The following is a 24,379-nucleotide window of genomic DNA, read 5'->3' on the forward strand; positions in this document are numbered from 1 at the left end:
CACGCTTGCTTGTTTCTGGTCGCGCTGCCATCCTTCAAGAACGGACCGCACCACGCCGCAACGCCCGGCACGCCGTCGTGCCCGAAAGGAAGCGCCTCGTGTCCGACCCGTCGGCCGTCATCGACGACATGTGTCAGGAGGGCGCCCAACTCGACCACCTGGTCGCCGAGTTGAGTGCCGAGCAGTGGGCCCTCGACACCCCCGCCCCCACCTGGACCGTCGCCCACCAGATCGCACACCTCGCCTGGACCGACCACTCCTCCGTGCTGGCCGTGACCGACCGGGCCGCCTTCGACCGCGAGGTGGAGAACGCGCTGACCTCGCCGGGGGACTTCGTGGACAACGGCGCCGAGGAGTGGGCGAAGAAGCCGCCCGCGCGGTTGCTGGCGGACTGGCGGGCCGGGCGCGAGGCTCTGGCGGAGGCCCTGCGCGCGGCACCCGACGGGGCACGGTTCCCCTGGTACGGGCCGCCGATGTCCACCGCCTCCATGGCGACCGCCCGGCTGATGGAGACCTGGGCCCACGGCCTGGACGTGGCCGACGCGCTGGGCGTGCCCCGGATCGCCCCCACCGCGCGCCTCCGGCACATCGCCCGACTCGGTGTCCGCACCCGAGACTTCGCGTTCGGCGTGCACGGGATGGCTCCGCCGTTCGACGAGTTTCGCGTGGAACTCGTCGGACCGGCAGGGGAGTTGTGGACGTACGGTCCGGAGGACCCGAAGCACGCGGTCGGCCGCGTCACCGGCCCCGCCCTCGACTTCTGCCTCCTCGTCACCCAGCGCGCCCACCGCACCGACCTCGCCCTGCACGCCGAAGGCGACGACGCCGACCGATGGCTCGACATCGCCCAGGCCTTCGCGGGACCGCCGGGCAACGGACGCGCACCGAAGGGGACCACGTGATGACGGCTCCCCGGAGTCACCGGCCGCCCCTCCGCATAGGCAACGCCTCCGGCTTCTACGGCGACCGTTTCGACGCCATGCGCGAGATGCTCACCGGTGGTCGACTCGACGTCCTCACCGGCGACTACCTCGCCGAACTGACCATGCTCATCCTGGGCCGCGACCGCATCAAGAACCCGTCGGACCCCTCGGCCGGGTACGCCCGCACCTTTCTGCGCCAGCTGGAGGAGTGCCTCGGGCTCGCCCATGAGCGCGGGGTACGGATCGTCGCCAACGCCGGTGGCCTCAACCCGGCGGGCCTCGCGGAGAACGTCAGGAAACTCGCCGACCGACTCGGGATCCCCGCCCGCGTGGCTCACGTCGAGGGCGACGACCTCACCGCCATGCACCCCAACAGCCTTGCCGCACACGCCTACCTGGGCGCCTTCGGCATAGCCGCCTGTCTGCGCGAGGGCGCGGACGTCGTCGTCACCGGCCGGGTCACCGACGCGGCCCTCGTCGCCGGGCCGGCCGCCGCCCACTTCGGCTGGGGACCGGCGGACCACGACCGGCTCGCGGGCGCGGTGGTCGCCGGGCATGTGCTGGAGTGCGGTACGCAGGCCACCGGCGGCAACTACGCCTTCTTCGCCGAGCACATGGGCCAGGACCGCGGCATCCTGCGCCACCCCGGCTTCCCCCTCGCCGAGATCCACTCCGACGGCACGAGCGTCATCACCAAGCACCCCGACACCGGCGGCGTCGTCGACATCGGCACGGTCACCGCCCAACTCCTGTACGAGACACAGGGCGCCCGGTACGCCGGCCCCGACGTCACCGCCCGCCTCGACACCGTCCGCCTCACCCAGGACGGCCCCGACCGGGTACGTATCCACGGCGTACGAGGTGAAGCGCCCCCGCCCACCCTCAAGTTGGGCCTCAACCGGCTCGGCGGATTCCGCAACGAGGTCACGTTCGTCCTCACCGGGCTCGACATCGAGCACAAGGCCGCGCTCGTCCGGGACCAGTTGGAAAGCGTGATCTGCGCGGCCAAGTCCCGCCCAGCCGAGGTGACTTGGACCCTCGCCCGCACCGACCACCCCGACGCGCCCACCGAGGAGACCGCCAGCGCCCTGCTCCGGCTCGTCGTCCGCGACCCGGACCAGAACACCGTGGGCCGCACCCTCAGCGGCGCCGCCGTCGAACTCGCCCTCGCCAGCTACCCCGGGTTCCATGTCCTGGCGCCTCCGGGAAAGGGTGCCCCCTACGGGATCTTCGAGGCGGAGTACGTCCCGCAGGACGCCGTGGACCACGTGGCCGTCCTGGACGACGGACGCCGGATCCCCGTACCGCCGCCGCACGACACCCTCGTACTCGACGAGCAGCCGAAACCGCCCCTGCCCGACCCCCTGCGACCCGGCCCGGCCCGACGAGCCCCCCTCGGCCTGCTGGCCGGTGCCCGCAGTGGCGACAAGGGCGGCAACGCCAACGTCGGTGTCTGGGTGCGCACGGACGAGGCCTGGCGCTGGCTCGCGCACACCCTCACCGTCGCCCGATTCCGCGAACTGCTCCCGGAGACCGCCGACTTGACCGTCGTACGACACGTCCTCCCGCACCTCCGCGCCCTCAACTTCACCGTCGAGGGCATCCTCGGCGAGGGCGTCGCCGCGCAGCACCGCTTCGATCCGCAGGCCAAGGCGCTCGGCGAATGGCTGCGCTCCCGGCACCTCGACATACCGGAGGCCCTCCTTTGAATCCTCCTCTCCCCTTAAGGGAGGGGATTCCTGGCTCACGTTGGCTGTGGACCGGCGGTCCAGCGGCTCTTACACGATCAGCACCAGCCGGGTTGAGACCAGCCCGGACGAGCATCACGCGGGCGGAGTTCTTGTCCCTGGGGGACTCGGCTCCGCATGCGGTGCAGGCGTAGGTTCGTTCTGAGAGGGGCAGTGCGTGCTTGGTTCTCGCTCCGCACTGTGCGCAGTCCATGGTGGTGTGCGCGGGGTGTACGAGGTGCAGTTCACGGCCGTGCTTGCGGGCCATGTGGATCAGCGCCTGCTTGGTGGCACCGATCGCCGCGTCGGTGGCTTTGCGGGCCATGGTGGACTTGGCGAGGAACTTCGGGCGGAAGTCCTCGACCGCGAGGCGGTCATGGTCGGTCACAACTTTCTTCGCCCACTTGCGTCCGGTGTCCTCCCGCTGCCGGGTGACCTTCTTGTGCAGCTTCGCGGCCTGCCGCTTCGCCTCCTGGTAGCCCTTCGATCCGGCCTGTCCGCGCTTGGGTTTCCTACGGGCCATCTGCTGCTGGTAGCGGGCCAGTCGGGCGGCGGCACTCTTGCCGTGCTGGGCATGGGGGAGGTCGTGGGTGTCGCTGGTGGTGGTCGCGGTCTCCTTGACGCCCCAGTCGATGCCGATGTCCCGCCCGGTGGCGGGCAGAGCTTCGGTGGTCGTCGCCACGACGAACGAGGCGTACCAGTGGCCGAGGCTGTCGCGGTAGACGCGGACGGAGGACGGCGGCTTGGGCAGGTCCCGCGACCACACCACGCTGAGCACGATCCCGCCCGCCAGGTGCAGACGACCGTTCTTGAGGCGGAACCCGCGCTGCGTGTAGTTCAGGCTCGGGTCGACCGTGTGCTTCTTCTTGCACTTTGGCATACCCGCCCGCTGCCACTGCGGCAACTGGGCCTTGATGTCCTTCAGTGCTTTCGCGCGGGATGTGGCGAAGTCGCGGATGATCTGTTGCTGCGGGACGCTGCTGCCCTCACGCAGCCACGCATTCGCGGCGCGGGCCTCGGTCAGCATCTTGTCCAGCCGGGCTGGGCCGCACTTCTCGCCCTCGGCGTGGGACTTCTTCGAGCGGGCGCAGCACTCGTTCCAGATCCACCGGCACCGCGCCCACTCGGCACCCAGACCGGCACAGGCAGTCGACGACACACGCAGCCGGAAGGTGTACCGGGCATGGCCGACATCATCCTTCTGTCTTTTTACTGTCGTCATGACGTCAAATGTATGGCAACTGTCCGTGCTTATGCAACTACAATGGCGGTATGGATGAAGAGAAGCGCATCACTGTCCGGCTCCCGGCCGAGCTCCACGAACGCCTGGCCGGTCAGGCGAAGCGGGACCGCAGGTCGGTCAACGGAGAGATCGTGCACCTCCTGGAGGTCGCCCTTGCTGATCCGTCGGTGGGCGGCGATTCGCGCTGACGACGATTCGCCTCTCCCCGTCCCGCTCTGCGAGGGCTGCATACCCGCACGGCTTGCGGGTCGTGGCATTTTCGGAGGAGTTCGGTGACTGTCCTGATCTCTAACCTCGACAGCGCAGCCCCTGACCACACCGCCCACCGCGAGTCCATGCTCGGCAGACTCGCCGCCCTCGACGCCGAACACGCCAAGGCGCTCGCGGGCGGCGGCGAGAAGTACACCGCCCGGCACCGCGCCCGCGCCAAACTCCTCGCCCGTGAGCGCATCGAGCTGCTCCTCGACCCCGACACGCCCTTCCTGGAGCTGTCGCCGCTCGCGGCCTGGGGGAGCGAGTACGCGGTCGGGGCCTCCCTCGTCACCGGGATCGGCGTCGTCGAGGGTGTGGAATGCCTGATCACGGCCAACGATCCGACCGTGCGCGGCGGTGCCAGCAACCCCTGGAGCCTGAAGAAGGCCCTGCGCGCCAACGACATCGCGCTCGCCAACCGGCTGCCCTTCATCAGCCTCGTCGAGTCCGGCGGCGCGGATCTCCCGTCCCAGAAGGAGATCTTCATCCCCGGGGGAGCCGTCTTCCGCGACCTCACCCGCCTGTCCGCCGCCGGGATTCCCACGGTGGCGGTGGTGTTCGGGAACTCGACGGCCGGTGGGGCGTACATCCCCGGCATGTCCGATCACGTGATCATGGTCAAGGAACGCGCCAAGGTGTTCCTCGGCGGGCCGCCCCTCGTGAAGATGGCCACCGGGGAGGAGAGCGACGACGAGTCGCTGGGCGGCGCCGAGATGCACGCGCGCGTGTCGGGCCTCGCCGACCACTTCGCCCTCGACGAGCACGACGCCCTCCGTCAGGCCCGCCGGGTCGTGGCCAGGCTCAACCACCGCAAGGCGTACGCCGATCCGAGCCCGGCCGACGTCCAGCCGCCCAAGTACGACGCGGAGGAGCTGCTGGGGATCGTCCCGGGCGATCTGAAGGTGCCCTTCGACCCCCGCGAGGTCGTCGCCCGTATCGTCGACGCCTCCGACTTCGACGAGTTCAAGCCCCTCTACGGGACCAGCCTCGTGACCGGCTGGGCCACGCTGCACGGCTATCCGGTCGGCATCCTCGCCAACGCGCAGGGGGTTCTCTTCAGCGCCGAGTCACAGAAGGCCGCCCAGTTCATCCAGCTCGCCAACCAGCGCGACATCCCGCTCCTCTTCCTCCACAACACCACCGGCTACATGGTCGGCAGGGAGTACGAGCAGGGCGGCATCATCAAGCACGGCGCGATGATGATCAACGCGGTCTCCAACTCCCGCGTCCCCCACCTCTCCGTCCTCATGGGGGCCTCCTACGGCGCCGGGCACTACGGCATGTGCGGGCGCGCCTACGACCCCCGTTTCCTCTTCGCCTGGCCCAGCGCCAAGTCGGCCGTCATGGGCCCGCAGCAGCTCGCCGGCGTGCTGTCGATCGTCGCCCGCCAGTCGGCCGCCGCCAGGGGACTGCCGTACGACGAGGAGGGCGACGCCGCGCTACGGGCCATGGTGGAGCAGCAGATCGAGGCCGAGTCCCTGCCCATGTTCCTCTCCGGGCGGCTGTACGACGACGGCGTCATCGACCCGCGCGACACCCGCACCGTCCTCGGCCTGTGCCTCTCCGCGATCCACACCGCCCCCTACGAGGGCGCCCGCGGCGGCTTCGGCGTCTTCCGGATGTAAGGAATCAACGATGCCTGGGGAACCAACTGTGATCAGCTCCGTACTCGTCGCCAACCGCGGGGAGATCGCCTGCCGGATCTTCCGCACCTGCCGTGAGCTGGGCATCCGGACGGTCGCCGTGCACTCGGACGCCGACGAGAACGCCCTCCACGCGCGGGTGGCCGACGCGGCGGTACGGCTGCCGGGGACGGCCTCCGCGGACACGTATCTGCGCGGCGACGCAATCGTGAAGGCGGCGCTGGCGGCGGGCGCGGACGCCGTGCACCCCGGATACGGCTTCCTCTCCGAGAACGCCGGCTTCGCGCGTGCCGTAATCGACGCGGGGCTCGTGTGGATCGGGCCGCCACCGGCCGCGATCGAGGCCATGGCGTCCAAGACGCGCGCGAAGCAGCTGATGGGGCTCAAGCCACTGACGGACGTCACCGAGACCGACCTGCCGGTACTGGTCAAGGCGGCGGCGGGCGGTGGCGGGCGCGGTATGCGCGTCGTACGCGAACTCGCCGATCTGGAAGGTGAGCTGGAGGCGGCCCGCGCGGAGGCCTACAGCGCCTTCGGCGACGGCGAGGTCTTCGTCGAGCCGTACGTCGAGGGCGGCCGGCACGTCGAGGTGCAGATCCTTGCCGACACCCACGGCACGGTGTGGACGCTCGGCACCCGCGACTGCTCCCTCCAGCGCCGCCACCAGAAGGTGATCGAGGAGTCCCCGGCACCGGGTCTCTCCGAGCACCTTGCGGAGGAAATAAGGGAGTTGGCTGTACGAGCCGCCCGCGCGGTCGCCTACGAAGGCGCCGGAACGGTCGAGTTCCTGATCTCTCCCGACGGCAAGGCGCACTTCCTGGAGATGAACACCCGCCTCCAGGTCGAACACCCCGTAACGGAGGCCGTGTTCGGCAGCGACCTGGTGGCCCTGCAACTCCGGGTCGCCGAAGGTCAACCCCTTGAAAGCAACCCCCCACGCGCGCGTGGCCACGCGATGGAGGCCCGTCTGTACGCCGAGAACCCGGCGGCGGCCTGGACCCCGCAGACCGGCACCCTGCACCGTCTGGCGGTCCCGCAGTCGTCCGACGTCCGCCTGGACACGGGGTACGCCGACGGCGACGCGATCCCCGTCCACTACGACCCGATGCTCGCCAAGGTCGTCGTACACGCCCCCACGCGCGCGGAGGCGATCCGCAGACTGGCCGGCGCCCTGGAACGGGCGACGATCCACGGCCCGATCACCAACCGCGACCTCCTCGTCCGCTCCCTGCGCCACGAGGAGTTCACGACGGCCCGTATGACCACGGGCTTCTACGACCGCCACCTCGCCGAACTCACCGAGCCTGCCCCCGACCCGCACGCCCCCCTGGCCGCGGCCCTGGCCGACGCCCACGGCCGCTCCCGATTCGGCGGCTGGCGCAACCTCCCCGCCCGAGCGCAGGTCAAGCGCTACGCGACGGCCGACGGCGAGGAACACGAGGCGGCCTACCGCCACACTCGCGAGGGCCTGACGGCGGAGGCGGACGGGGTACGGGTCGTCCACGCCGACGCGAGTCTCGTCGTACTCGAAGTGGCGGGCGTACGAAGGAAGTTCGAGGTGACGAGATACGGCGACGAGATCCACGTCAACAACACGACCCTCACCGCCCTGCCCCGCTTCCCGGACCCGACGGCACAGCACGCCCCGGGTTCCCTGCTGGCGCCCATGCCGGGGACGGTGGTCCGGGTGGCGGACGGCTTGGCGCCAGGAGCCCCCGTACAGGCCGGACAGCCCCTGCTGTGGCTGGAGGCGATGAAGATGGAACACAAGATCGCCGCTCCCGCGACAGGCACGCTCACGGCACTGCACGCCGTCACGGGCCAGCAGGTAGAGGTAGGCACTCTGCTGGCGGTGGTGATTTGACGGGCGCAGGCGGAGACGCGCCCGATAGGAGCGCGGGGAACTGCGCGACCGGCCCCAACGGGCCCGCACCCATCACACAGCCCGAAGCCCCTCCCCCTCAGGAGCCCTGAATGTCCTCTGCTATCGAATCCGAAGAGCACAAAGCACTCCGCACCGCAGTCGCCGCCCTCGGCAACCGCTACGGCCGCGAATACCTGGCCACAGTCACCCGGGAAAACCGCCACCCCACCGAACTCTGGGCGGACGCGGCCAAACTCGGCTACCTCGGCGCCAACCTCCCCGAGTCGTACGGCGGCGGAGGCGGCGGCATAGCCGAACTCTCCATTGTCCTCGAAGAGTTGGGTGCCGCAGGCTGCCCCCTCCTCATGCTGATCGTCTCCCCGGCGATCTGCGGCACCGTCATCGCCCGCTTCGGCACGGACACCCAGCAACAGGAATGGCTCCCCGGAATCGCCGACGGCACCCGCACCATGGCCTTCGGCATCACCGAACCCGACGCCGGCTCCAACAGCCACCGCATCACCACCACCGCCCGCCGCGACCCGGACACCGGCGACTGGCTCCTGACCGGCCGCAAGGTGTTCATCTCGGGCGTGGACATCGCGGACGCGGTCCTGATAGTCGGCCGTACCGAGGACTCCCGTACGGGACGGCTGAAGCCCTGCCTGTTCATCGTCCCGCGCGACGCCGAAGGCTTCACACGACGCCGGATCGACATGGATCTGGAGTCCCCGGAGAAGCAGTTCGAGCTGACCCTCGACGACGTACGGCTGCCCGCCGACGCGCTCGTCGGCGACGAGGACGCAGGACTGCTCCAGCTCTTCGCCGGGCTCAACCCGGAACGCATCATGACGGCCGCGTTCGCCATCGGCATCGGGCGGTACGCGCTCGACGTCGCCGTCCGGTACGCCAAGGAGCGCACCGTCTGGAAGGAGCCCATCGGCGCCCACCAGGCCGTCGCGCACCCGCTCGCCCAGGCGCACATCGACCTCGAACTCGCCCGTCTCATGATGCAGAGGGCCGCCGCGCTGTACGACGCCGGTGACGACGTCGGCGCGGGCGAGGCGGCCAACATGGCCAAGTACGCGGCCGGGGAGGCCTGTGTGAAGGCCGTCGACCAGGCCGTGCACACCCTCGGCGGCAACGGCCTCACCCGGGAGTTCGGGCTCGCCTCGTTGATAACGGTCGCCCGCGTGGCTCGTATTGCTCCGGTGAGCCGCGAGATGATTCTCAACTACGTCTCCCACCAGACCCTGGGCCTGCCCAAGTCGTACTGACCCGGCACGACCCGGCACGGTTTCGCGCGAGGAGGAACCATGTTCCGCAGCGAGTACGCAGACGTCGAACCCGTCGATCTCCCCATCCACGAGGCGGTGTTGGGCCGGGCCGCCGAGTTCGGCGACGCGCCCGCCCTCGTCGACGGCGTCGACGGCACCACCCTCACGTACGACCAACTGGACCGTTTCCACCGGCGGATAGCCGCCGGGCTCGCCGAGGCGGGCGTCCGCAAGGGCGATGTCCTCGCCCTGCACAGCCCGAACACGATCGCCTTCCCGACCGCCTTCTACGCCGCCACGCGCGCGGGTGCCATCGTGACGACCGTGCATCCGCTGGCCACCGCCGAGGAGTTCGCCAAGCAGCTGCGCGACTCGGGCGCCGACTGGATCGTCACCGTCTCCCCGCTCCTGGAGGCGGCCCGGGAGGCGGCCGAACGGGCGGGCGGCGTACGGGAGATCTTCGTCTGCGACAGCGCGCCCGGGCACCGCTCGCTCATCGACATGCTCGCCTCGACCGCGCCCGAACCGGAGATCGACATCGACCCGGGACAGGACGTGGCGGCCCTCCCGTACTCCTCCGGGACGACCGGTGTCCCCAAGGGGGTGATGCTCACGCACCGGTCCATCGCCACGAACCTCGAACAGCTCGCGCGGTGCGTCTCGGTGGCCCCGGGCGACCGCATCCTGGCCGTGCTGCCGTTCTTTCACATATACGGCCTGACCGCCCTCATGAACATGCCCCTGAAGCAGGGTGCCGCCGTTGTCGTCCTGCCGCGCTTCGACCTCGACACGTTCCTCGCCGCCATCGAGAAGCACCGCATCACCGGCCTGTTCGTGGCCCCGCCGATCGTCCTCGCCCTCGCCAAGCACCCGGCGGTCGCGAACCACGACCTGTCGTCCCTGGAATACATCATCAGCTCCGCCGCTCCCCTGGACGCGGCACTCGCCGCCGCCTGCTCGAAGCGGCTCGGCCTGCCGCCGGTCGGACAGGCGTACGGCATGACGGAACTGTCCCCGGGCACCCACATCGTCCCCCTGGACGACATGCGCGACGCCCCGCCCGCCACGGTCGGCAAGCTCCTCCCGAACACCGAGATGCGGATCCTCTCCCTCGACGACCCCGACCGGGACGCCGACGCCGACGAGGCCGGCGAGATCGTCATCCGCGGCCCCCAGGTGATGAAGGGCTACCTGCGGAACCCCGAGGCGACGGCGGCGATGATCGACGCCGACGGCTGGCTGCACACCGGGGACGTCGGCCGTGTCGACGCCGACGGCTGGCTGTTCGTCGTGGACCGCGTGAAGGAACTCATCAAGTACAAGGGCTTCCAGGTGGCCCCCGCCGAACTCGAAGCGCTGCTCCTCACGCACCCCGGGATCGCCGACGCGGCGGTCATCGGCGTCTACAACGAGGACAACAACGAGGTCCCGCACGCCTACGTGGTCCGCCAGCCGTCCGCCGCCGACCTCTCCGAAGGAGAGGTCATGATGTACGTCGCCGAGCGCGTCGCCCCGTACAAGCGCGTCCGGCACGTCACCTTCATCGACGGTGTACCGAGGGCCGCCTCGGGCAAGATCCTGCGCCGCCGACTGAGGGAGAAGTCTTGACGCAGACACCGGCACCGGCACCGGCCGTGACCGCCACGCGCGCGCGTGGCATCGCCACACTCACCCTGGACGCCCCCGCGACCCGCAACGCCCTGTCCGCGCACCTCGTGCGGGACCTGGCGGGCGCCCTCACGGACTGCGGCAAGGACCCGGCCGTACGCGCGGTCGTCCTCACCCACACCGGGAACACGTTCTGCGCGGGGGCCGACCTGAAGCAGCCGCCCGACCCGACGGCCTTCGTCGGACTGCTCCGGCAGTTGCTGGAGCTGCCTAAACCGGTGGTCGCACGGGTGACCGGCCATGTACGGGCGGGTGGCCTCGGCCTGCTGGGCGCGTGCGACCTCGCGATCGGCGGCCCGGAGACGTCGTTCGCGTTCACGGAGGTACGGATCGGCGTGGCGCCCGCCGTCATCTCGATGCCGCTGCTGCCCCGCCTCGACCCGCGTGCCGCCGCCCGCCACTACCTCACCGGCGCCCGTTTCGACGCCGTGGAGGCCGCCCGTACCGGCCTGCTCACGGAGGCGGCCGAGGATGTCGACACGGCCCTGGAGCCGATCCTCGACGGGCTGCGCAGGGCGGCGCCCGGCGCCCTGGCGGAGACGAAAAGGCTGCTCACGGCTAAGGTGCTGGAGATCTTCGACCGGGACACCACCGAGCTGACCGCCCTGTCGGCACGGCTGTTCGCCTCCGCCGAGGCCCGCGAGGGGATGGCAGCATTCCTCGAACGACGGGACCCTGCATGGACGTTGTGAACGCAGCGAACGCCGTGAACGCCGTGCCCGACAGCGCGTCCCGGGCAGAGCGCGCGCGGCGCGCGCCCAAGCAGGACCGCAGCCGGGCCACCCGCCAGCGGCTGCTGGAGGCCGCCGTGGCCTGCCTCGCCGAACACGGCTGGGCCGGCTCCACGGTCTCCGTCGTCGCCGAACGCGCGGGCGTCTCCCGGGGCGCCGCCCAGCACCACTTCCCGACCCGCGAGGACCTGTTCACGGCCGCCGTCGAGTACGTCGCCGAGGAGCGCTCCACCGCCCTGCGCGCCCTCTTCCCCGAGGGCGCCACCGACCGCCGCGCGGTGGTCGCGGCCCTGGTCGACCTCTACACCGGCCCTCTCTTCCGCGCCGCCCTCCACCTCTGGGTGGCCGCCTCGAACGAGGAGCAACTGCGCCCGCGCGTCACCGAGCTGGAGGCCCGCGTGGGCCGTGAGACACACCGCATCGCGGTGGATCTGCTGGGCGCCGACGAGTCCCGTCCGGGCGTACGGGAGACGGTCCAGGGTCTGCTGGACATGTCCCGGGGCCTGGGCCTGGCGAACCTGCTCACGGACGACGGCGGACGCCGGGACCGGGTGGTGGCCCAGTGGGCGACCCTGCTGGACGAGTCCCTGGACCGCCCGGCACCGTGACCCGGCGGTGTCCGGCCGTCAGGGACTGAGCCGCTCCACACGCCAGGTTCCGTCCGCCTGCGCCACGTACCGCAGCCGGTCGTGCAGACGGTTCTCGCGCCCCTGCCAGAACTCCACCGTCTCCGGGGCCACCCGGTACCCGCCCCAGTTCGGCGGCACCGGCACCTGCTCGCCCTCCGGATAGCGGGCGGCCAACTCGGCGTACGCGGCTTCGAGTTCGTCCCGGGAGAGGATCACCGAGGACTGCTCGCTGGCCCAGGCGCCGAGCTGGGAGCCGTGCGGCCGGGTGCGGAAGTAGGCGGCCGTCTCGTCGCGTCCCGTACGGCGTGCGACGCCTGTGACGACGACCTGGCGGGCCAGCGGCAGCCAGGGGAACAGCAGCGAGACGTACGGATTGGCGGCCAGGTCGAGCCCCTTGCGGGAGCCGTAGTTGGTGAAGAAGACGAAGCCCTGCTCGTCGTACTGCTTCAGCAGCACGGTGCGGGAGGAGGGCCGCCCGCCGGCATCGGCAGTGGAGACGACCATGGCGTTGGGTTCGACGAGCCCGGCCTCCTCGGCGGCCTGCCGGAACCAGCGCGCGAACTGCTCCATGGGACCGTCGGCCAGCTCGCCCTCGGCGAGACCGTCGGCGCGGTACTGCTTGCGCATCGAGGCGGGGTCGAGGGGTATGGCGTGGTGGCGGTCGGTCACACAGTCATCTTGCCGTATCGGCGACGTCACTGAGTGGCACTGAGTGCCGCAAGGGCTCCCCAAAGGTGGCACTCGGGGATATCGTGCTGTTGCCGTCCGGTTGAACGACCGATCGAACGGGGCATCACCAGGATGACCGTTTCGGACCGCGAGCAGTATGAAATGGCCGTGGATCCGAACCGGACACACACAACCTCGCGCACCCGGGCCGCACAGTCGTAAAGCCGCACACCCGTGGCCACTGCCGTGGCCGACGCCCGTCCACAGCATCTGTCGCACACATCAAGAGGAGCCGCCTGATGTCCGACTTCGTACCCGGACTAGAGGGAGTAGTCGCTTTCGAGACGGAGATCGCCGAACCGGACAAGGAGGGCGGCGCACTCCGGTACCGGGGCGTCGACATCGAGGACCTGGTCGGTCACGTCTCCTTCGGCAACGTCTGGGGCCTGCTCGTCGACGGCGCCTTCAACCCCGGCCTGCCGCCCGCGGAGCCGTTCCCGATCCCGGTCCACTCCGGCGACATCCGGGTGGACGTCCAGTCGGCGCTGGCGATGCTCGCCCCCGTCTGGGGCCTGCGCCCGCTCCTCGACATCGACGAGCAGACGGCCCGCGACGACCTGGCCCGCGCGGCCGTCATGGCTCTCTCCTACGTCGCCCAGTCGGCGCGAGGCCAGGGCAACGCCATGGTCCCGCAGCGCGAGATCGACAAGGCGCAGTCCGTCGTCGAACGCTTCATGATCCGCTGGCGCGGCGAACCGGACCCGAAGCACGTGGCCGCGGTGGACGCCTACTGGACGAGCGCGGCCGAGCACGGCATGAACGCGTCCACGTTCACGGCACGGGTGATCGCCTCGACGGGCGCGGACGTGGCGGCGGCCCTGTCGGGCGCGGTCGGGGCGATGAGCGGGCCCCTGCACGGAGGCGCCCCCTCCCGGGTCCTCGGCATGATCGAGGAGATCGAACGCACGGGCGACGCGGATGCGTATGTGAAGCAGGCCCTGGACAAGGGCGAACGCCTGATGGGCTTCGGCCACCGTGTCTACCGGGCCGAGGACCCACGCGCGCGCGTGCTGCGCCGCACGGCCCGTGAGCTGGGCGCCCCGCGCTTCGAGATCGCCGAAGCTCTGGAGAAGGCCGCGCTGGCGGAGCTGCACGCCCGCCGCCCGGACCGGGTGCTGGCGACGAACGTCGAGTTCTGGGCGGCGATCGTCCTGGACTTCGCCGAGGTTCCGGCCCATATGTTCACGTCCATGTTCACGTGCGCCCGCACGGCCGGCTGGTCGGCGCACATCCTGGAACAGAAGCGCACCGGCAGGCTCGTACGCCCGTCGGCCCGCTACATAGGCCCCGGCACCCGGGACCCGCGGGAGATCGAGGGGTACGAGGGCATCGCCCGCTGAGGCCGTTCCGCCTCGCGAACCGCGCCCGGTCAGGCCGACCCTCGTTTCGGGCCGCCCTGACCGGGTGACGCCGGGCCGTGACCCGCTCCGATAATGTGACCCGCTCGAACGAGGGGAGACACAGCACATGCTGGTCGGGGCTGGAAACAGACGGCACGGGTTGGTCCGGGCGACGCTGCTGGTGGCGGCGCTGGCTGCACTGGCGGGCTGCGCGGAGGCAGCCGACGACGGATCGAAGCCGGACGCGCCCGCGAGCGCCTCCGCGACGGCGGCCGGGACCACCGCCAGGAGCGGCGGCAGCATCGGAGCCGCCGGCTCGGCCTGCGAACTCCCCGTCACCTTCGACATGGCCGAGGACTGGACGGCGGAAGCCGTGGACGAGCCCCCGAGTCAGGGCCCGGTCGCCCTCGTCTGCGAGGTGGACGCCAAGCCCGCCGGGCACATCGGCTTCCTGCGTGTCTGGACCGGCGATCCCGGCAACGACGACGCACGCGCGGTGCTGGAGGCCTTCATGGCCGACGAGAACAACGCGAGCAAGGCGCGGTACAGCACGTTCACGACGGGCGGTCTCGCCGGCGTCGAGGTGGAGTACGCCTACCAGAGCGAGTTCGACGACGCCCCGAAGACGGAGCGCGCCATGGCCGTCACGACCTCGCGCGGATCGGTCGTCGTACACCTCGGAGGGCTGGACACCGAGGAACACGAGGCGATGCTCCCGGCGTTCGAACTCGCCAAGCGCACCCTGAAGGCTTAGAGATCTCTGGGCCTGAACGCAGGCGACCCGCGAGCTCGGTCCCTCTGGAGGAGGGGCCGGCCGGACGTGCCGGCGAGCTCGCGGGTCGGGTGACTGCGTTGGATTCGGCCGGCTGCGTGTCAGTCGCCCACGCTGGTCCGGCACCGCATTGAACGTGGTGGCGAGCCGCTAGCCCGCAGCCACCTCACGCGTCCGGGATACCTTCATGTACCCGATCACCTCCCTTCAGTGTGAGTCACACACTAGGAAGCGATCAGCCGCGCATCAACCGATTTATCGGAGAGGCCGGGACGGAGACGAAGGTGACGGCGGTCACGGCCGGGAAGGCCGTCAGGCGGACTGCCCGAACTGGATGCCCCGGCCGTTGGTGGCCAGGTACACCATGCCGGGAATGCGGGGATCCCCGGTGATGGCCTGGCCGATCCAGCCCCACTGGTGCCGGTCGTCGTTGATGCGCCGCCAGGTCTTCGCGGCGTCGTCGGAGCGGAAGACGCCGGTGACGCCTCCCACGGTGGCGACGTGGTAGACCGAGAGGTAGGACGCGCCGTCGGCAGCCGCACCGAAGCCGAGCGTGTACGAGGCCTCGCAGCTCGCGACCTTCGCGAAGGACCTGCCGCCGTCGGTGGACCGGAAGAGCCCGTTGCCCTTGGTGCTGAGCCACAGGTCACCGGAGCGTCCCGGCGCAGCGGCCAGCTGGAAACCGGCGTCGCCGGAGGGGAGTCCGGTGGCCCGGGCCGCGAACGTCAGACCCTTGTCGGTGCTGGCGAACAGCTTTCCGGTGGCGGTGTCGAACGTGTACAGGACCTTGGGATCGACCGGGTCCGCCACCGGTGTGGCACCTGCGGGGAACGAGGAGACCACCGACCAGGTGGCGCCGTTGTCCGCGGAACGCCGGGTCGCGTGCTTCGTGCCGTCCCAGTGGACGAAGGACCACACCAGGACGCTGCCGTCGGCGGTGGTGGCGATCGGCCCCGGTGCCTCCTTGGCGTCGGCGGGCTGGGACTTGAAGGACGTCCAGGTCTGCCCGCCGTCGTTCGAGAAGGCGCCGTTGCCGTTGTCGCCCGTGCCCGTGCGGACCACGTAGGAGGGCTTGTTCGCGGCCTGCGCGAGGCCCGCCGCCGTGGTGAAGACCGGGTTGGTCGCCAGGCCGCCGGCCGGAGACGCCGTGAGCCGGTCGTGGTACAGCGTGCCGATGTCCCGTGAGCCGCTGAGCAGGTGTGCCTGACCTGTCGGGGGCGAGATCAGGAAGAGCACCGACGTCTCCTCCAGGCCACGGATCTGCGGGGCCCACTTCTTCAGGTCGCGGGTGCCGTAGAGGGTGGCGCCGGTGCCGTAGACGATGTGCTGGGAGTCGAACGGGTCGACGGCGACCATCTGGATCCACCAGCCGAACGTCGGTGCGTCCTTGCCCCACTTGAGGAAGGGGGTCTCCGACACGTCGATGGTCGCCGTGTCCTTGAGGGAGGTCCAGGTCCGGCCTCCGTCGGTGGTGCGGAACAGGGTGTCGCCCCCCGACCAGCGGTTGTTGGTGGAGACGACGACGGTGCCGGTGCGCTGGGCGTCGACGGAGGCCCCGCCGTACGCGAAGCCGTCGGAGCCGCCGGGCTTCACCGGGGTGACGTCGGTCCACGTACCGCCGGCGACGGCCAGCTTGTGCACGCTGCCGTTGGACTGGCCGTTGGGGCCGGGGGCGTCGGCGTACGTCACGTACAGCTCGCCGGCGCGGGCGTCGTACGCGGCCCGCATGGGCATCTTGGCCGTCGGTCCGGTCGGCTGCCCGGGGACGGGCACCCAGGTGGTGCCGTCGGTGGTGCGGTACAAGGTGTTCGCGGTCGCGGTGCCGTCGCCGTCACCCCAGCCGGCGTACAGGGTGCGCCCGGCGGCGACGAGGACGGTGACGCCCTGGCCGGAGGAGCTGGGGACGGGCGGGAAGCCCGTCGCGGCGGCCCAGGTGGCGCCCCGGTCCGTCGACTTGAGGAGGCCGTCGTGCCGGGTGCCCAGCCACAGGGTGTCGCTGTTGCGCGGGTCGAGGAGGAGGCGCTCACCCGTGCCCCGGCCGTCCTCGTTGGAGCCGAGCTTCACCTTGAGGTCGGTACGGGTCCAGGTGGCCCCGCGGTCGTCGGAGCGCAGGAACGCGCCGTTGCCCGCCCACGACTGGGTGTAGCTGCCGAGGGCGAGGTAGAGGCGTTCCGGCCGGGCGGGGTCGATGGCCAGGGACTCGACGCCGAGGAGGTTCGCGTCGTCCTGGCTGAGCCAGTCCAGCAGCGGGATCCAGCGGGCCGCGCCGTCGTCCCAGCGGTAGGCGCCGCCCATGTCGGTACGGGCGTAGGCGAGCCCCTTCACGGCGGGATGGAACACCACGCCGGTGACGAATCCGGTGCCGCCGATGACCACGTTGCGCCAGTCGTAGGGCGCCGCGGCGGCCCCGACCGCGGATTCCGTGGCCCGGGCACGGCCCTGGAGGGAGGGAAGGCCGACGAACGCGGCGGTGGCCGCGGTACCGGCGAGAACGGTACGCCGACTCAGATCGGACGCATGCATGACATACCTCAATCTGTGGAGCTGAGGGGGAGGTCGGGCCACGGTGCGGGTCGATTACCGACTCGCACGATGATCACTCCGGGTCATTGTGCATGCGCACTGTGTAGTTGACCGTCTGGTTGAGCCGAAGGGGCGGAGCGTGTTGGTCGGCGCTCAACCGGCCGGCGTGCGCACCATGAACACGTCCACCGGGTCCTCGCTCTCGACCGTGAACCCGTGCCGCTCGTACAGCCGTCGGGCCGGGCTGCCCTGGAGCACGTTCAGCCGGACGAGGGTGCCCTCGCTGTCGCACCGTTCCAGCAGTTCGCGCAGGATGCCCGAGCCGATGCCGGCACCCTGAAGCCTCGGATCGAGGTAGAAGTGCTCCAGCCAGAGGGCGTTGTCGGCCGGCCGTAGTGCCACGCAGCCCGCGAACTCGCCGCCCACCTCGATCACCCAGGTGTGGGCGGCCCCGAACCCGTCCCGGAACCGCTGCCGGACGCGCTGCTCGTCGTACCGCCCGAGCCGCTCCAGATCCGGCCGCATCACCACGGCACGCAGCTCGGCCACCGCCTCGACGTCCGACGCCGACGCCGGCCGCATCTCCCAGTCCGCCATGATCCGCACGGTACTACTCCGTTGACGGCCTCCCGGAGCGTGCGATTTCCTGGCGTCGTGTCTGATCTTCGTATCGTGTCCGTGAGTGCTGCCGACGAGGTTGCCCTGGAGGACTGGCGGCACGTCCACAACCTGATCGTTCCGCCTGCCGCGATGTCCCTGGACGACGTACGCGCGCGCAGTGCGCGCTACCGGCTGGAAGTCGCGTATCTCGGGGACGACCTCGTGGGGTGTTCCACCGTTCGGCCACCCGCTGGTGGTGATGACGGTGACGGCGACGCGGCGGTGGCCACCGTCATCGCGCGCGTGCTGCCCGGTTTTCGGCGGCGCGGGTTCGGGGCGGAGATCTATGGGCGGGGACTCGCGCTCGCGCGGGAGCTGGGGGCCGGCCGGATCGAGACCGTCGTACTGGCCGCCAATGAGGACGGGCTCTCCTTCGCGCGCGGGCACGGGTTCGTCGAGGTCGAGCGGTATGCGCTGGACGGCGAGGGCGATGTCTGGGTCGACCTGCGGCTGGGGGAGCCCGTTGCCTGACACCACCGGGCATTCCGAATGGTCGGTTTGGTCCCGCGGGTGTGGGGCAGGAGGGGCTTGTTCCCGAACTACGGCGAATTTCCGCCGTGCAACGATTTCCTGAGAACTTGGGGGAACCCGATGTGTGCTGCGTCACGTTCGAGTTGAATGATGGTGAGTGAGCGAACCGTCGCGCAGTACGTGCGGACGCGGCCTGCAGGGGGTCCAGGTGAGTGCTTCCCGACGTAGTGGGACCACCGACGAGCTGGGGCCGGACGAGCCCGAAAGGGACGGCCCGGAGAACTCGGACGGCGGTGGCTTCCACCTGCTCGCGGCCCTTCTCGATGGCATGGACGCCGCCCTGTGCGCCTTCGACGCGGACGGGGTGGTCACCCACTGGAACAGGGAGGCCGAGCGGATTCTCGGCTGGACCGCCGCCGAGGCCGTCGGGCGCCACGGCTTCGCCGGATGGGCCGTGCGCAAGGCCGACGCCGAGGAGATCGAGGGGCGGCTGCTGTCCTCGATGCACGCCCCGGGGCGCCAGGTGAACGAGTTCGCGCTGCTGACCAAGGACGGCGGGCGGGTACTCGTCCGGACCCAGTCGGCCGCCGTGCGCGGTCCTGACGGCAAGCCCGCCGGGCTGTACTGCGCCTTCAGCGAGGTGCACGCGCAGATAGACCTGGAGCGGTCGATAGCGTTGAGCGAGGCCCTGTTCGAGGACGCCAGCTGGGGTGTCGTGCTCGTCGACGCCGACCTTCGGCCCGCCGTCGTCAACGCGCACGCCGCCCGCTCGCTCGGCATCGGACGTACCTCCGTGCTCGGGCGGCCCCTCGGCGAGCTGCTCGCGCAGGGTGTCGAGGAGCTGGAGAGCGCGCTGACGCACGTCCTCGCCGAGGGCGCGCCGCCCGCGCCCGCCGAGATGTGGGTGAGCGTGCGGACGCCCGAGGGCGAGAAGCGGCGCTGCTGGCGGAGCGGGTTCCTGCGGCTCGCCTCGCCGCTCACCGAGGAACCGGTTCCGCTCGGTGTGGGATGGCTCTTCCAGGACATCACCGAGAGCAAGCAGGTCGAGCAGGAGGCGGCTCAGCTGCGGTTCCGCACCCATCAGCTGCACCGCGCCGCGCGGGCCGCCGCCGAGTGCGAGGACCCCGCCGAGGCCGCGACCGTGCACCTGGACTTCGCCCTCGCCGGCTTCGCAGACCACGCGCTCATCGACCGGATCGCCGTCATCGGCGGCGAGGCGGCCGACGGTACGGCGGACGACGGGGACGGTCCGGTACGGCTGGTCCGCGCCGCAGCCACGCCCTCCGGGGCGCCGGGCCCCAGCGTCCTCGCCGGCCAGGCCGGACTCCCGGTCGGCTACGGCGACGGGCACCCGGCCGTGCAGTGCGTCGAGCGGGCCGGGTCCGTGCGCGCGAGCGCCGGGTCGTACGCCGCGGAACAGGCCCGCGAGTGGGCCGTCCAGCGCCGGTGGCCGGACGACTCGGTCCACGCACTGTGCGCGGTGCTGCGCAGCCGGGGGCGCACCCTGGGCGTCGTGACGTTTCTGCGAGGCACCGGGCGAAGCCGGTTCGAGCGCACGGACGCGATGTACGCGGAGGACGTCGCCGCCCGGATCGCGACGGCCCTGGACCTGGCCGGGCTCAGAGGGCAGGACCTGGCCCCGTAAGGGGCGCGGGGAACTGCGCGAACAGGCCGGCAGGATTCGTACCCGCCGAACCCGCTGTACCCGCCGATCCCGCGGAGCACTCAGCGTTCGTAGAAGATCCGGTCCCCGTACTGCTTCAGGATGCGCGCGTTCCAGTCGTGGCCGCCGTCCACGTTGCCGGAGCGCAGCAGCGGGGGCTCGATGCCCCGTTCCGCAAGGATGCCCGCCGCCGTCGCCATGACCGACTGGAGCAGGGCCGACGTCACCACCGTGGAGGCGGGGGCGAAGGGGGCCGGGATGGTGTCGAGGGTGAGTTCGGCGTCGCCGGGGGCGATCTTCGAGTCCAGTACGACGTCGCAGTGGTCCTTGAGGAAGGTGCCGGAGGTGTTCCGGGGCGTCGTCTCCGTCGCGTACGCCACCGAGGTCACGCCGATGACGCGTACGCCGAGGGCACGCGCGTGCAGCGCCATCTCCACCGGGAGGGCGTTGCGGCCGGAGAGGGAGATGATCACCAGTACGTCCCCGGCGCGCAGCGGAGATGTGTCCAGGACGGCCGTGGCCAGACCGTCGACCCGCTCCAGGGCGGAGCCCAGCGTGGCCGGCATGACGTCGACGCCGACGACACCGGGGACGGCCAGCAGGTTCATCAGGGCGAGGCCGCCCGCGCGGTAGACGAGGTCCTGCGCGGCGAGCGAGGAGTGCCCGGCGCCGAAGGCGAAGAGGCGACCCTCGGCGGCCACGGTGTCGGCGATGAGCGTGCCGGCGGCCGTCACGGCGTCCGCCTCCTCGTCGCGGACCCGCTCCAACAGCCCGATCGCCGCGTCGAGGAACCGCCCGGCCAGTTGCCCGGCCTGCTGTCCGGTCGGCTTGCTGTCGCTCATTTCCGGCATGTCCGGGGCCCCTCGGAGGTTCGAAGTGTCTTCGAAACGTCTGCGTCGCCGATCACGGTGAGGTCTGGACCACTGCCCTGTCAACAGCGGGACCGGCCGTTAGCGCGCCCGTCGCCGTACCCTCGGGGAAACGTGCTGTCTACCCGACCGCGGGGATCCGTAACCGTGTGGTTCCCACGCGGCGGCACGGTTGTCAGTGGTATGCGTCAGAATTGAAGCCAGGGCCAGCGCACGCGCCGGAGCCGTCGAGCCTCCGGCACATCTCATCAAGGGGCACGAATGTCCGGACTGATCGATACGACGGAGATGTATCTCCGCACCATCCTCGAGTTGGAGGAGGAAGGTGTGGTCCCCATGCGCGCCCGGATCGCCGAGCGGCTGGACCAGAGCGGCCCGACGGTCAGCCAGACCGTGGCCAGGATGGAGCGCGACGGTCTGGTGGCGGTCGCCAGCGACCGGCACCTGGAACTCACGGACGAGGGCCGCCGCCTCGCCATCCGCGTCATGCGCAAGCATCGCCTCGCGGAGTGTCTGCTCGTCGATGTGATCGGCCTGGAGTGGGAGCAGGTCCACGCGGAGGCGTGTCGCTGGGAGCACGTGATGAGCGAGGCCGTCGAGCGCCGCGTTCTCGAACTCCTGCGCCACCCCACCGAGTCGCCCTACGGCAACCCGATCCCGGGTCTGGAGGAGCTGGGCGAGAAGGACGGCGCGGACCCCTTCCTCGACGAGGGCATGGTCTCGCTGGCCGACCTCGACCCGGGCGTGGACGGCAAGACGGTCGTCGTACGGCGCATCGGCGAGCCCATCCAGACGGACGCGCAGCTGATGTACACGCTGCGCCGCGCGGGTGTGCAGCCCGGTTCGGTGGTGAGCGTGACGGAGGCGGCCGGCGGGGTGCTGGTAGGCAGTGGCGGCGAGGCGGCCGAGCTGGAGGCGGAAGTGGCGTCGCACGTGTTCGTGGCGAAGCGCTGACCCGGCGCTCGCCGCGGCGCCGGTTGTCGCGCCGTCAACTCCTGTGACCGGCGAGGGACTTGCCGAGTCCTGGGATCGGTGCCGGTCCAGGGCGCGAATCCAAGATTCAGTGTGCGGAATCGCAGCGCTCGGCCGTTTTGCGTGCCACGCTGTCGCGAGAGGCATATGACTTGAGGGCTCTTGGCCGGGTGCGGCAGCGGTGTCGCCCGGCGGGGGAGGGGGAGCGTGAGGATGTGCCGCGGACATGAAGAGGGCCCCGGCGCCAAGTGGCGCCGGGGCCTGTCCTCCCCTGTGCTGACCCGGAGCCCCGAGCTCCCAGGGTCATCCCCTACGGACCGTTTTCCCCGAGCGGTCCGCCTCCCGCAGAAGATCTCCCCTCGGCCACGCGGATCATTCCTTGCGTGGGGTCACTCGAACGAGGGGTGTTGCGGCCGGAGACCGCATTTTCGAATAGCCATTCGATAATCTGTGGTCCAGCGATCCAGCGATCCAGTGGTTCGGTCCCGGTGATCCAGAGATCGGCAGAGGAAACTTCGATAGCTAGGGGGGTGCCAGGACATATGGCGCGGCGTATCGACGTGACCGGAGCGGGCGGCGTGCGCCTTGCCGCCTGGGAGTTCGCCGACCCTCCCAAAGCCGGCGAGGAACAGACCCGGGTCGCGGAACCCGACCGGGCACCCGGCGTGCTGTTACTGCACGGGCTCATGGGCCGTGCCTCGCACTGGGCGTCCGCCGCCCGCTGGCTGGGCGAGCGGCACCGGGCCGTCGCACTCGACCAACGGGGCCACGGCCAGAGCGACCGTCCGGCCGGAGACATCTACACCCGTGAGGCGTACGTCGAGGACGCCGAGGCGGCGATCGAACAGCTCGGCCTCGGCCCGGTCGTCCTCATAGGCCACGCCATGGGCGCCCTGACCGCCTGGCAACTCGCCGCGAAACGCCCCGACCTGGTGCACGGTCTGATCATCTGCGACATGCGGGCGTCGGCACTGGGCGCGGCCTCCCAGCGCGAGTGGGAGGACTGGTTCAAGGCCTGGCCGGTCCCCTTCACCACCCTCGCCGACGTACGCAAGTGGTTCGGTGAGGACGACCCCTGGGTGGAGCGGCCCAGCCCCTCGCGCGGCGAGTTCTACGCCGAGGTGATGCAGGAGTCCCCCGACGGCTGGCGCCCCGTCTTCGAACCGGAGCAGATGCTCAAGTCCCGCGAGACGTGGGTGTTCGACGCGCACTGGGAGGAGCTGACGCAGGTCCAGTGCCCGACCCTGGTCGTGCGCGGCCTGGACGGTGAACTGGGCCGGGCGGAGGCCCAGGAGATGGTCCGTGTCCTGCCGAGGGGCGAGTACGCGGAGGTGGCCGACGCGGGCCACCTCGTGCACTACGACCGGCCGGAGGCCTGGCGCGCGGCCGTCGAACCCTTCCTGGACGGCGTACTGACGCGGTAGCGCTCCGCCGGGTGGGCGGTTCCGGAGCAGGTGGTTCTTGCTCGCGGGCCCGGTGGGGGCTGGTCGAGCCCCGTGCCGGGCCCGCAGATCGGATACAGCCGTGCGTCCCTTCCGGGGCGCGCGGGACCGCTCGGCCCGTCAGCCCTTGCCGCCCCCTCCCGTCACCGTCAGAAAGGCCACCGCCCCGGCTGCCACGAGGGTCACCGCGAGCAGGCACCAGCGGCGGGCCTCGTGGAAGGCGGCCCGGATCTGCCAGACGTGCGCCATGGCGAGCAGCCAGCGGACGAAGGGGTCGGTGCGGGCGATGTTGGCCTTCGCCCGGTCCAGATGCCCTCGCAACTGCGCGCGGCGCTGCGGGTCGGTCTCGGCCGCCAGCGCGCGGTGGATGTTCACGGCGACGGCCCGGTGCCGCAGCAGGTCGTCGACGCCGGTGGCGGCGGAGCCGAAGAAGTCGGCAGGGGAGGCGTCGACCAGCTCGCGCAGGCCGCGCGCCGCCGGGGTGTTGAGGGTGGCGGCGGTGGTGATCGGCGGCACGAGGACCCGGCTGACCTGCCAGACGGCGAGACAGACCCCGGCGAGCGCCACGGCCAGCGCACCGCCGGCGGCCAGCGCCTCGCCCGGACCGTGCACCTTCCCGACGGCCACCAGCGGCCCACCACCGACGAGCGCGGCCCCGACGGCACCGAACGAGGCGATCATCCACCGTGCGGCTGCCCGCAGTTCGGGCACGGCGTCGAGCGGGGAGGGGAGGGCGTCGAAGGGGGTGACGATGCCCGGTTCGGGCGGGGCCGGCGGCGGTTGCGCGGTCACTGCGGCCAGTCCTCGGCGGTGGGGGAGTCCTTCGTCAGCGCCTGGGGCGGCCCGTCGTCGTCGGGCACGTCCGGGTAGAGGACCCACGCCGTGCCGTCGTAGAACTCCAGCACGCCGTCGTCACCGAGCCGCACTTCGTTGATCTTCGGGGCGTCCGCCATACGCGCAGTATCCCAGTCGGCAGACGCC

21 protein-coding genes and 1 pseudogene are annotated in these 24,379 nt (G+C 71.1%); 15 read left to right on the plus strand and 7 right to left on the minus strand.

The features are described from left to right. The first annotated feature begins 98 nt into the window (after positions 1-98). Together OHN74_RS24305 and OHN74_RS24310 are read left to right on the plus strand one after the other, a co-directional pair. Positions 99-902: a TIGR03084 family metal-binding protein gene (locus OHN74_RS24305; protein ID WP_327696677.1), complete on the plus strand. Its 804-nt coding sequence runs from the start codon at positions 99-101 to the stop codon at positions 900-902. Beyond that, positions 902-2,632: an acyclic terpene utilization AtuA family protein gene (locus OHN74_RS24310; RefSeq protein WP_327696678.1), complete on the plus strand. Its 1,731-nt coding sequence runs from the start codon at positions 902-904 to the stop codon at positions 2,630-2,632. The genes OHN74_RS24305 and OHN74_RS24310 overlap by 1 nt, the downstream gene beginning before the upstream one ends. A 31-nt stretch (positions 2,633-2,663) precedes the next feature. Here the strand turns inward: OHN74_RS24310 and OHN74_RS24315 are convergent. Continuing rightward, a pseudogene (locus OHN74_RS24315) lies at positions 2,664-3,872 on the minus strand (RNA-guided endonuclease InsQ/TnpB family protein); the annotation flags it as partial. A gap of 50 nt (positions 3,873-3,922) precedes the next feature. Between OHN74_RS24315 and OHN74_RS24320 the strand changes: the two are divergent. From OHN74_RS24320 to OHN74_RS24350, 7 genes are all read left to right on the plus strand, one after another. Beyond that, positions 3,923-4,081: an Arc family DNA-binding protein gene (locus tag OHN74_RS24320; protein ID WP_327696679.1), complete on the plus strand. Its 159-nt coding sequence runs from the start codon at positions 3,923-3,925 to the stop codon at positions 4,079-4,081. A gap of 84 nt (positions 4,082-4,165) precedes the next feature. Then, positions 4,166-5,770 (plus strand): acyl-CoA carboxylase subunit beta, encoded by a 1,605-nt coding sequence (locus OHN74_RS24325; RefSeq protein WP_327696680.1) that lies wholly within the window; start codon positions 4,166-4,168, stop codon positions 5,768-5,770. A 10-nt stretch (positions 5,771-5,780) separates the two neighbouring features. Continuing rightward, positions 5,781-7,652 carry an acetyl/propionyl/methylcrotonyl-CoA carboxylase subunit alpha gene (locus tag OHN74_RS24330; protein ID WP_327696681.1) on the plus strand — a complete coding sequence of 624 codons (1,872 nt, stop codon included), beginning with the start codon at positions 5,781-5,783 and terminating at the stop codon, positions 7,650-7,652. 110 nt (positions 7,653-7,762) lie between these two features. After that, positions 7,763-8,929, plus strand: a complete 1,167-nt coding sequence (locus OHN74_RS24335) for an acyl-CoA dehydrogenase family protein (RefSeq protein WP_327696682.1) — start codon at positions 7,763-7,765, stop codon at positions 8,927-8,929. Positions 8,930-8,968: 39 nt separating this feature from the next. After that, a complete protein-coding gene (locus tag OHN74_RS24340; protein WP_327696683.1) occupies positions 8,969-10,537 on the plus strand; it encodes a 4-coumarate--CoA ligase family protein in 1,569 nt (522 codons plus the stop codon). Beyond that, positions 10,534-11,289, plus strand: coding sequence for an enoyl-CoA hydratase family protein (locus tag OHN74_RS24345; protein ID WP_327696684.1), 756 nt, complete (start codon positions 10,534-10,536; stop codon positions 11,287-11,289). The genes OHN74_RS24340 and OHN74_RS24345 overlap by 4 nt, the downstream gene beginning before the upstream one ends. Continuing rightward, on the plus strand, positions 11,277-11,936 hold the full coding sequence (locus OHN74_RS24350) for a TetR/AcrR family transcriptional regulator (RefSeq protein WP_327696686.1): 660 nt from the start codon (positions 11,277-11,279) through the stop codon (positions 11,934-11,936). Before OHN74_RS24345 ends, OHN74_RS24350 begins: the two co-directional genes overlap by 13 nt. Positions 11,937-11,954: 18 nt before the next feature. Here the strand turns inward: OHN74_RS24350 and pdxH are convergent, their stop codons facing one another. Continuing rightward, positions 11,955-12,626, minus strand: a complete 672-nt coding sequence (gene pdxH, locus OHN74_RS24355; RefSeq protein ID WP_327696688.1) for a pyridoxamine 5'-phosphate oxidase — start codon at positions 12,624-12,626, stop codon at positions 11,955-11,957. A gap of 299 nt (positions 12,627-12,925) precedes the next feature. On the opposite strand from pdxH, the gene OHN74_RS24360 reads away from it, so the two are divergent. Together OHN74_RS24360 and OHN74_RS24365 are read left to right on the plus strand one after the other, a co-directional pair. Then, entirely contained in the window at positions 12,926-14,026 is a 1,101-nt protein-coding gene (locus tag OHN74_RS24360) for a citrate synthase 2 (protein ID WP_327696689.1), read from the plus strand. A gap of 127 nt (positions 14,027-14,153) precedes the next feature. Next, the gene (locus OHN74_RS24365) at positions 14,154-14,780 is read left to right on the plus strand and encodes a lipoprotein (protein WP_327696691.1); all 627 of its coding nucleotides are present in this window, start codon (positions 14,154-14,156) and stop codon (positions 14,778-14,780) included. Between the two features lie 330 nt (positions 14,781-15,110). Here the strand turns inward: OHN74_RS24365 and OHN74_RS24370 are convergent, their stop codons facing one another. Together OHN74_RS24370 and OHN74_RS24375 are read right to left on the minus strand one after the other, a co-directional pair. Then, entirely contained in the window at positions 15,111-17,321 is a 2,211-nt protein-coding gene (locus OHN74_RS24370; protein WP_327696692.1) for a 1,4-beta-glucanase, read from the minus strand. A gap of 153 nt (positions 17,322-17,474) precedes the next feature. Further along, the gene (locus tag OHN74_RS24375) at positions 17,475-17,918 is read right to left on the minus strand and encodes a GNAT family N-acetyltransferase (protein ID WP_327696693.1); all 444 of its coding nucleotides are present in this window, start codon (positions 17,916-17,918) and stop codon (positions 17,475-17,477) included. Positions 17,919-17,975: 57 nt separating this feature from the next. Here OHN74_RS24375 and OHN74_RS24380 point away from each other — a divergent pair, with 57 nt between their 5' ends. Then, entirely contained in the window at positions 17,976-18,452 is a 477-nt protein-coding gene (locus OHN74_RS24380; protein WP_327696694.1) for a GNAT family N-acetyltransferase, read from the plus strand. A 208-nt stretch (positions 18,453-18,660) separates the two neighbouring features. After that, complete coding sequence (locus tag OHN74_RS24385) at positions 18,661-20,097, plus strand: PAS domain-containing protein (protein WP_327696695.1); 1,437 nt, start codon at positions 18,661-18,663, stop codon at positions 20,095-20,097. An 80-nt stretch (positions 20,098-20,177) separates the two neighbouring features. On the opposite strand, the gene OHN74_RS24390 is transcribed toward OHN74_RS24385, so the two are convergent. Next, entirely contained in the window at positions 20,178-20,957 is a 780-nt protein-coding gene (locus tag OHN74_RS24390; RefSeq protein WP_327700251.1) for an SIS domain-containing protein, read from the minus strand. A gap of 288 nt (positions 20,958-21,245) precedes the next feature. Between OHN74_RS24390 and OHN74_RS24395 the strand changes: the two genes are divergently transcribed. Together OHN74_RS24395 and OHN74_RS24400 are read left to right on the plus strand one after the other, a co-directional pair. Beyond that, entirely contained in the window at positions 21,246-21,938 is a 693-nt protein-coding gene (locus OHN74_RS24395) for a metal-dependent transcriptional regulator (protein ID WP_327696697.1), read from the plus strand. 560 nt (positions 21,939-22,498) lie between these two features. Next, the gene (locus OHN74_RS24400; protein WP_327696698.1) at positions 22,499-23,380 is read left to right on the plus strand and encodes an alpha/beta fold hydrolase; all 882 of its coding nucleotides are present in this window, start codon (positions 22,499-22,501) and stop codon (positions 23,378-23,380) included. A gap of 138 nt (positions 23,381-23,518) precedes the next feature. Here OHN74_RS24400 and OHN74_RS24405 read toward each other — a convergent pair whose 3' ends face one another. Together OHN74_RS24405 and OHN74_RS24410 are read right to left on the minus strand one after the other, a co-directional pair. Next, positions 23,519-24,190 (minus strand): hypothetical protein, encoded by a 672-nt coding sequence (locus tag OHN74_RS24405; protein WP_327696699.1) that lies wholly within the window; start codon positions 24,188-24,190, stop codon positions 23,519-23,521. Next, entirely contained in the window at positions 24,187-24,351 is a 165-nt protein-coding gene (locus OHN74_RS24410) for a hypothetical protein (RefSeq protein WP_327696700.1), read from the minus strand. Before OHN74_RS24410 ends, OHN74_RS24405 begins: the two co-directional genes overlap by 4 nt. Positions 24,352-24,379 lie beyond the last annotated feature (28 nt).

The sequence above is a fragment of the Streptomyces sp. NBC_00459 genome (assembly GCF_036013955.1).
Lineage (GTDB): Bacteria > Actinomycetota > Actinomycetes > Streptomycetales > Streptomycetaceae > Streptomyces.

Bases quoted from the DNA above. Each gene is read 5' to 3' on its own strand.
- OHN74_RS24375 (WP_327696693.1), bottom strand. From the start codon at position 17,918: ATGGCGGACTGGGAGATGCGGCCGGCGTCGGCGTCGGACGTCGAGGCG.
- OHN74_RS24330 (WP_327696681.1), top strand. From the start codon at position 5,781: ATGCCTGGGGAACCAACTGTGATCAGCTCCGTACTCGTCGCCAACCGC.
- OHN74_RS24400 (WP_327696698.1), top strand. From the start codon at position 22,499: ATGGCGCGGCGTATCGACGTGACCGGAGCGGGCGGCGTGCGCCTTGCC.
- OHN74_RS24320 (WP_327696679.1), top strand. From the start codon at position 3,923: ATGGATGAAGAGAAGCGCATCACTGTCCGGCTCCCGGCCGAGCTCCAC.
- OHN74_RS24340 (WP_327696683.1), top strand. From the start codon at position 8,969: ATGTTCCGCAGCGAGTACGCAGACGTCGAACCCGTCGATCTCCCCATC.
- OHN74_RS24335 (WP_327696682.1), top strand. From the start codon at position 7,763: ATGTCCTCTGCTATCGAATCCGAAGAGCACAAAGCACTCCGCACCGCA.
- OHN74_RS24410 (WP_327696700.1), bottom strand. From the start codon at position 24,351: ATGGCGGACGCCCCGAAGATCAACGAAGTGCGGCTCGGTGACGACGGC.
- OHN74_RS24390 (WP_327700251.1), bottom strand. From the start codon at position 20,957: ATGAGCGACAGCAAGCCGACCGGACAGCAGGCCGGGCAACTGGCCGGG.
- OHN74_RS24370 (WP_327696692.1), bottom strand. From the start codon at position 17,321: ATGCATGCGTCCGATCTGAGTCGGCGTACCGTTCTCGCCGGTACCGCG.
- OHN74_RS24360 (WP_327696689.1), top strand. From the start codon at position 12,926: ATGTCCGACTTCGTACCCGGACTAGAGGGAGTAGTCGCTTTCGAGACG.
- OHN74_RS24310 (WP_327696678.1), top strand. From the start codon at position 902: ATGACGGCTCCCCGGAGTCACCGGCCGCCCCTCCGCATAGGCAACGCC.
- OHN74_RS24395 (WP_327696697.1), top strand. From the start codon at position 21,246: ATGTCCGGACTGATCGATACGACGGAGATGTATCTCCGCACCATCCTC.
- OHN74_RS24350 (WP_327696686.1), top strand. From the start codon at position 11,277: ATGGACGTTGTGAACGCAGCGAACGCCGTGAACGCCGTGCCCGACAGC.
- OHN74_RS24365 (WP_327696691.1), top strand. From the start codon at position 14,154: ATGCTGGTCGGGGCTGGAAACAGACGGCACGGGTTGGTCCGGGCGACG.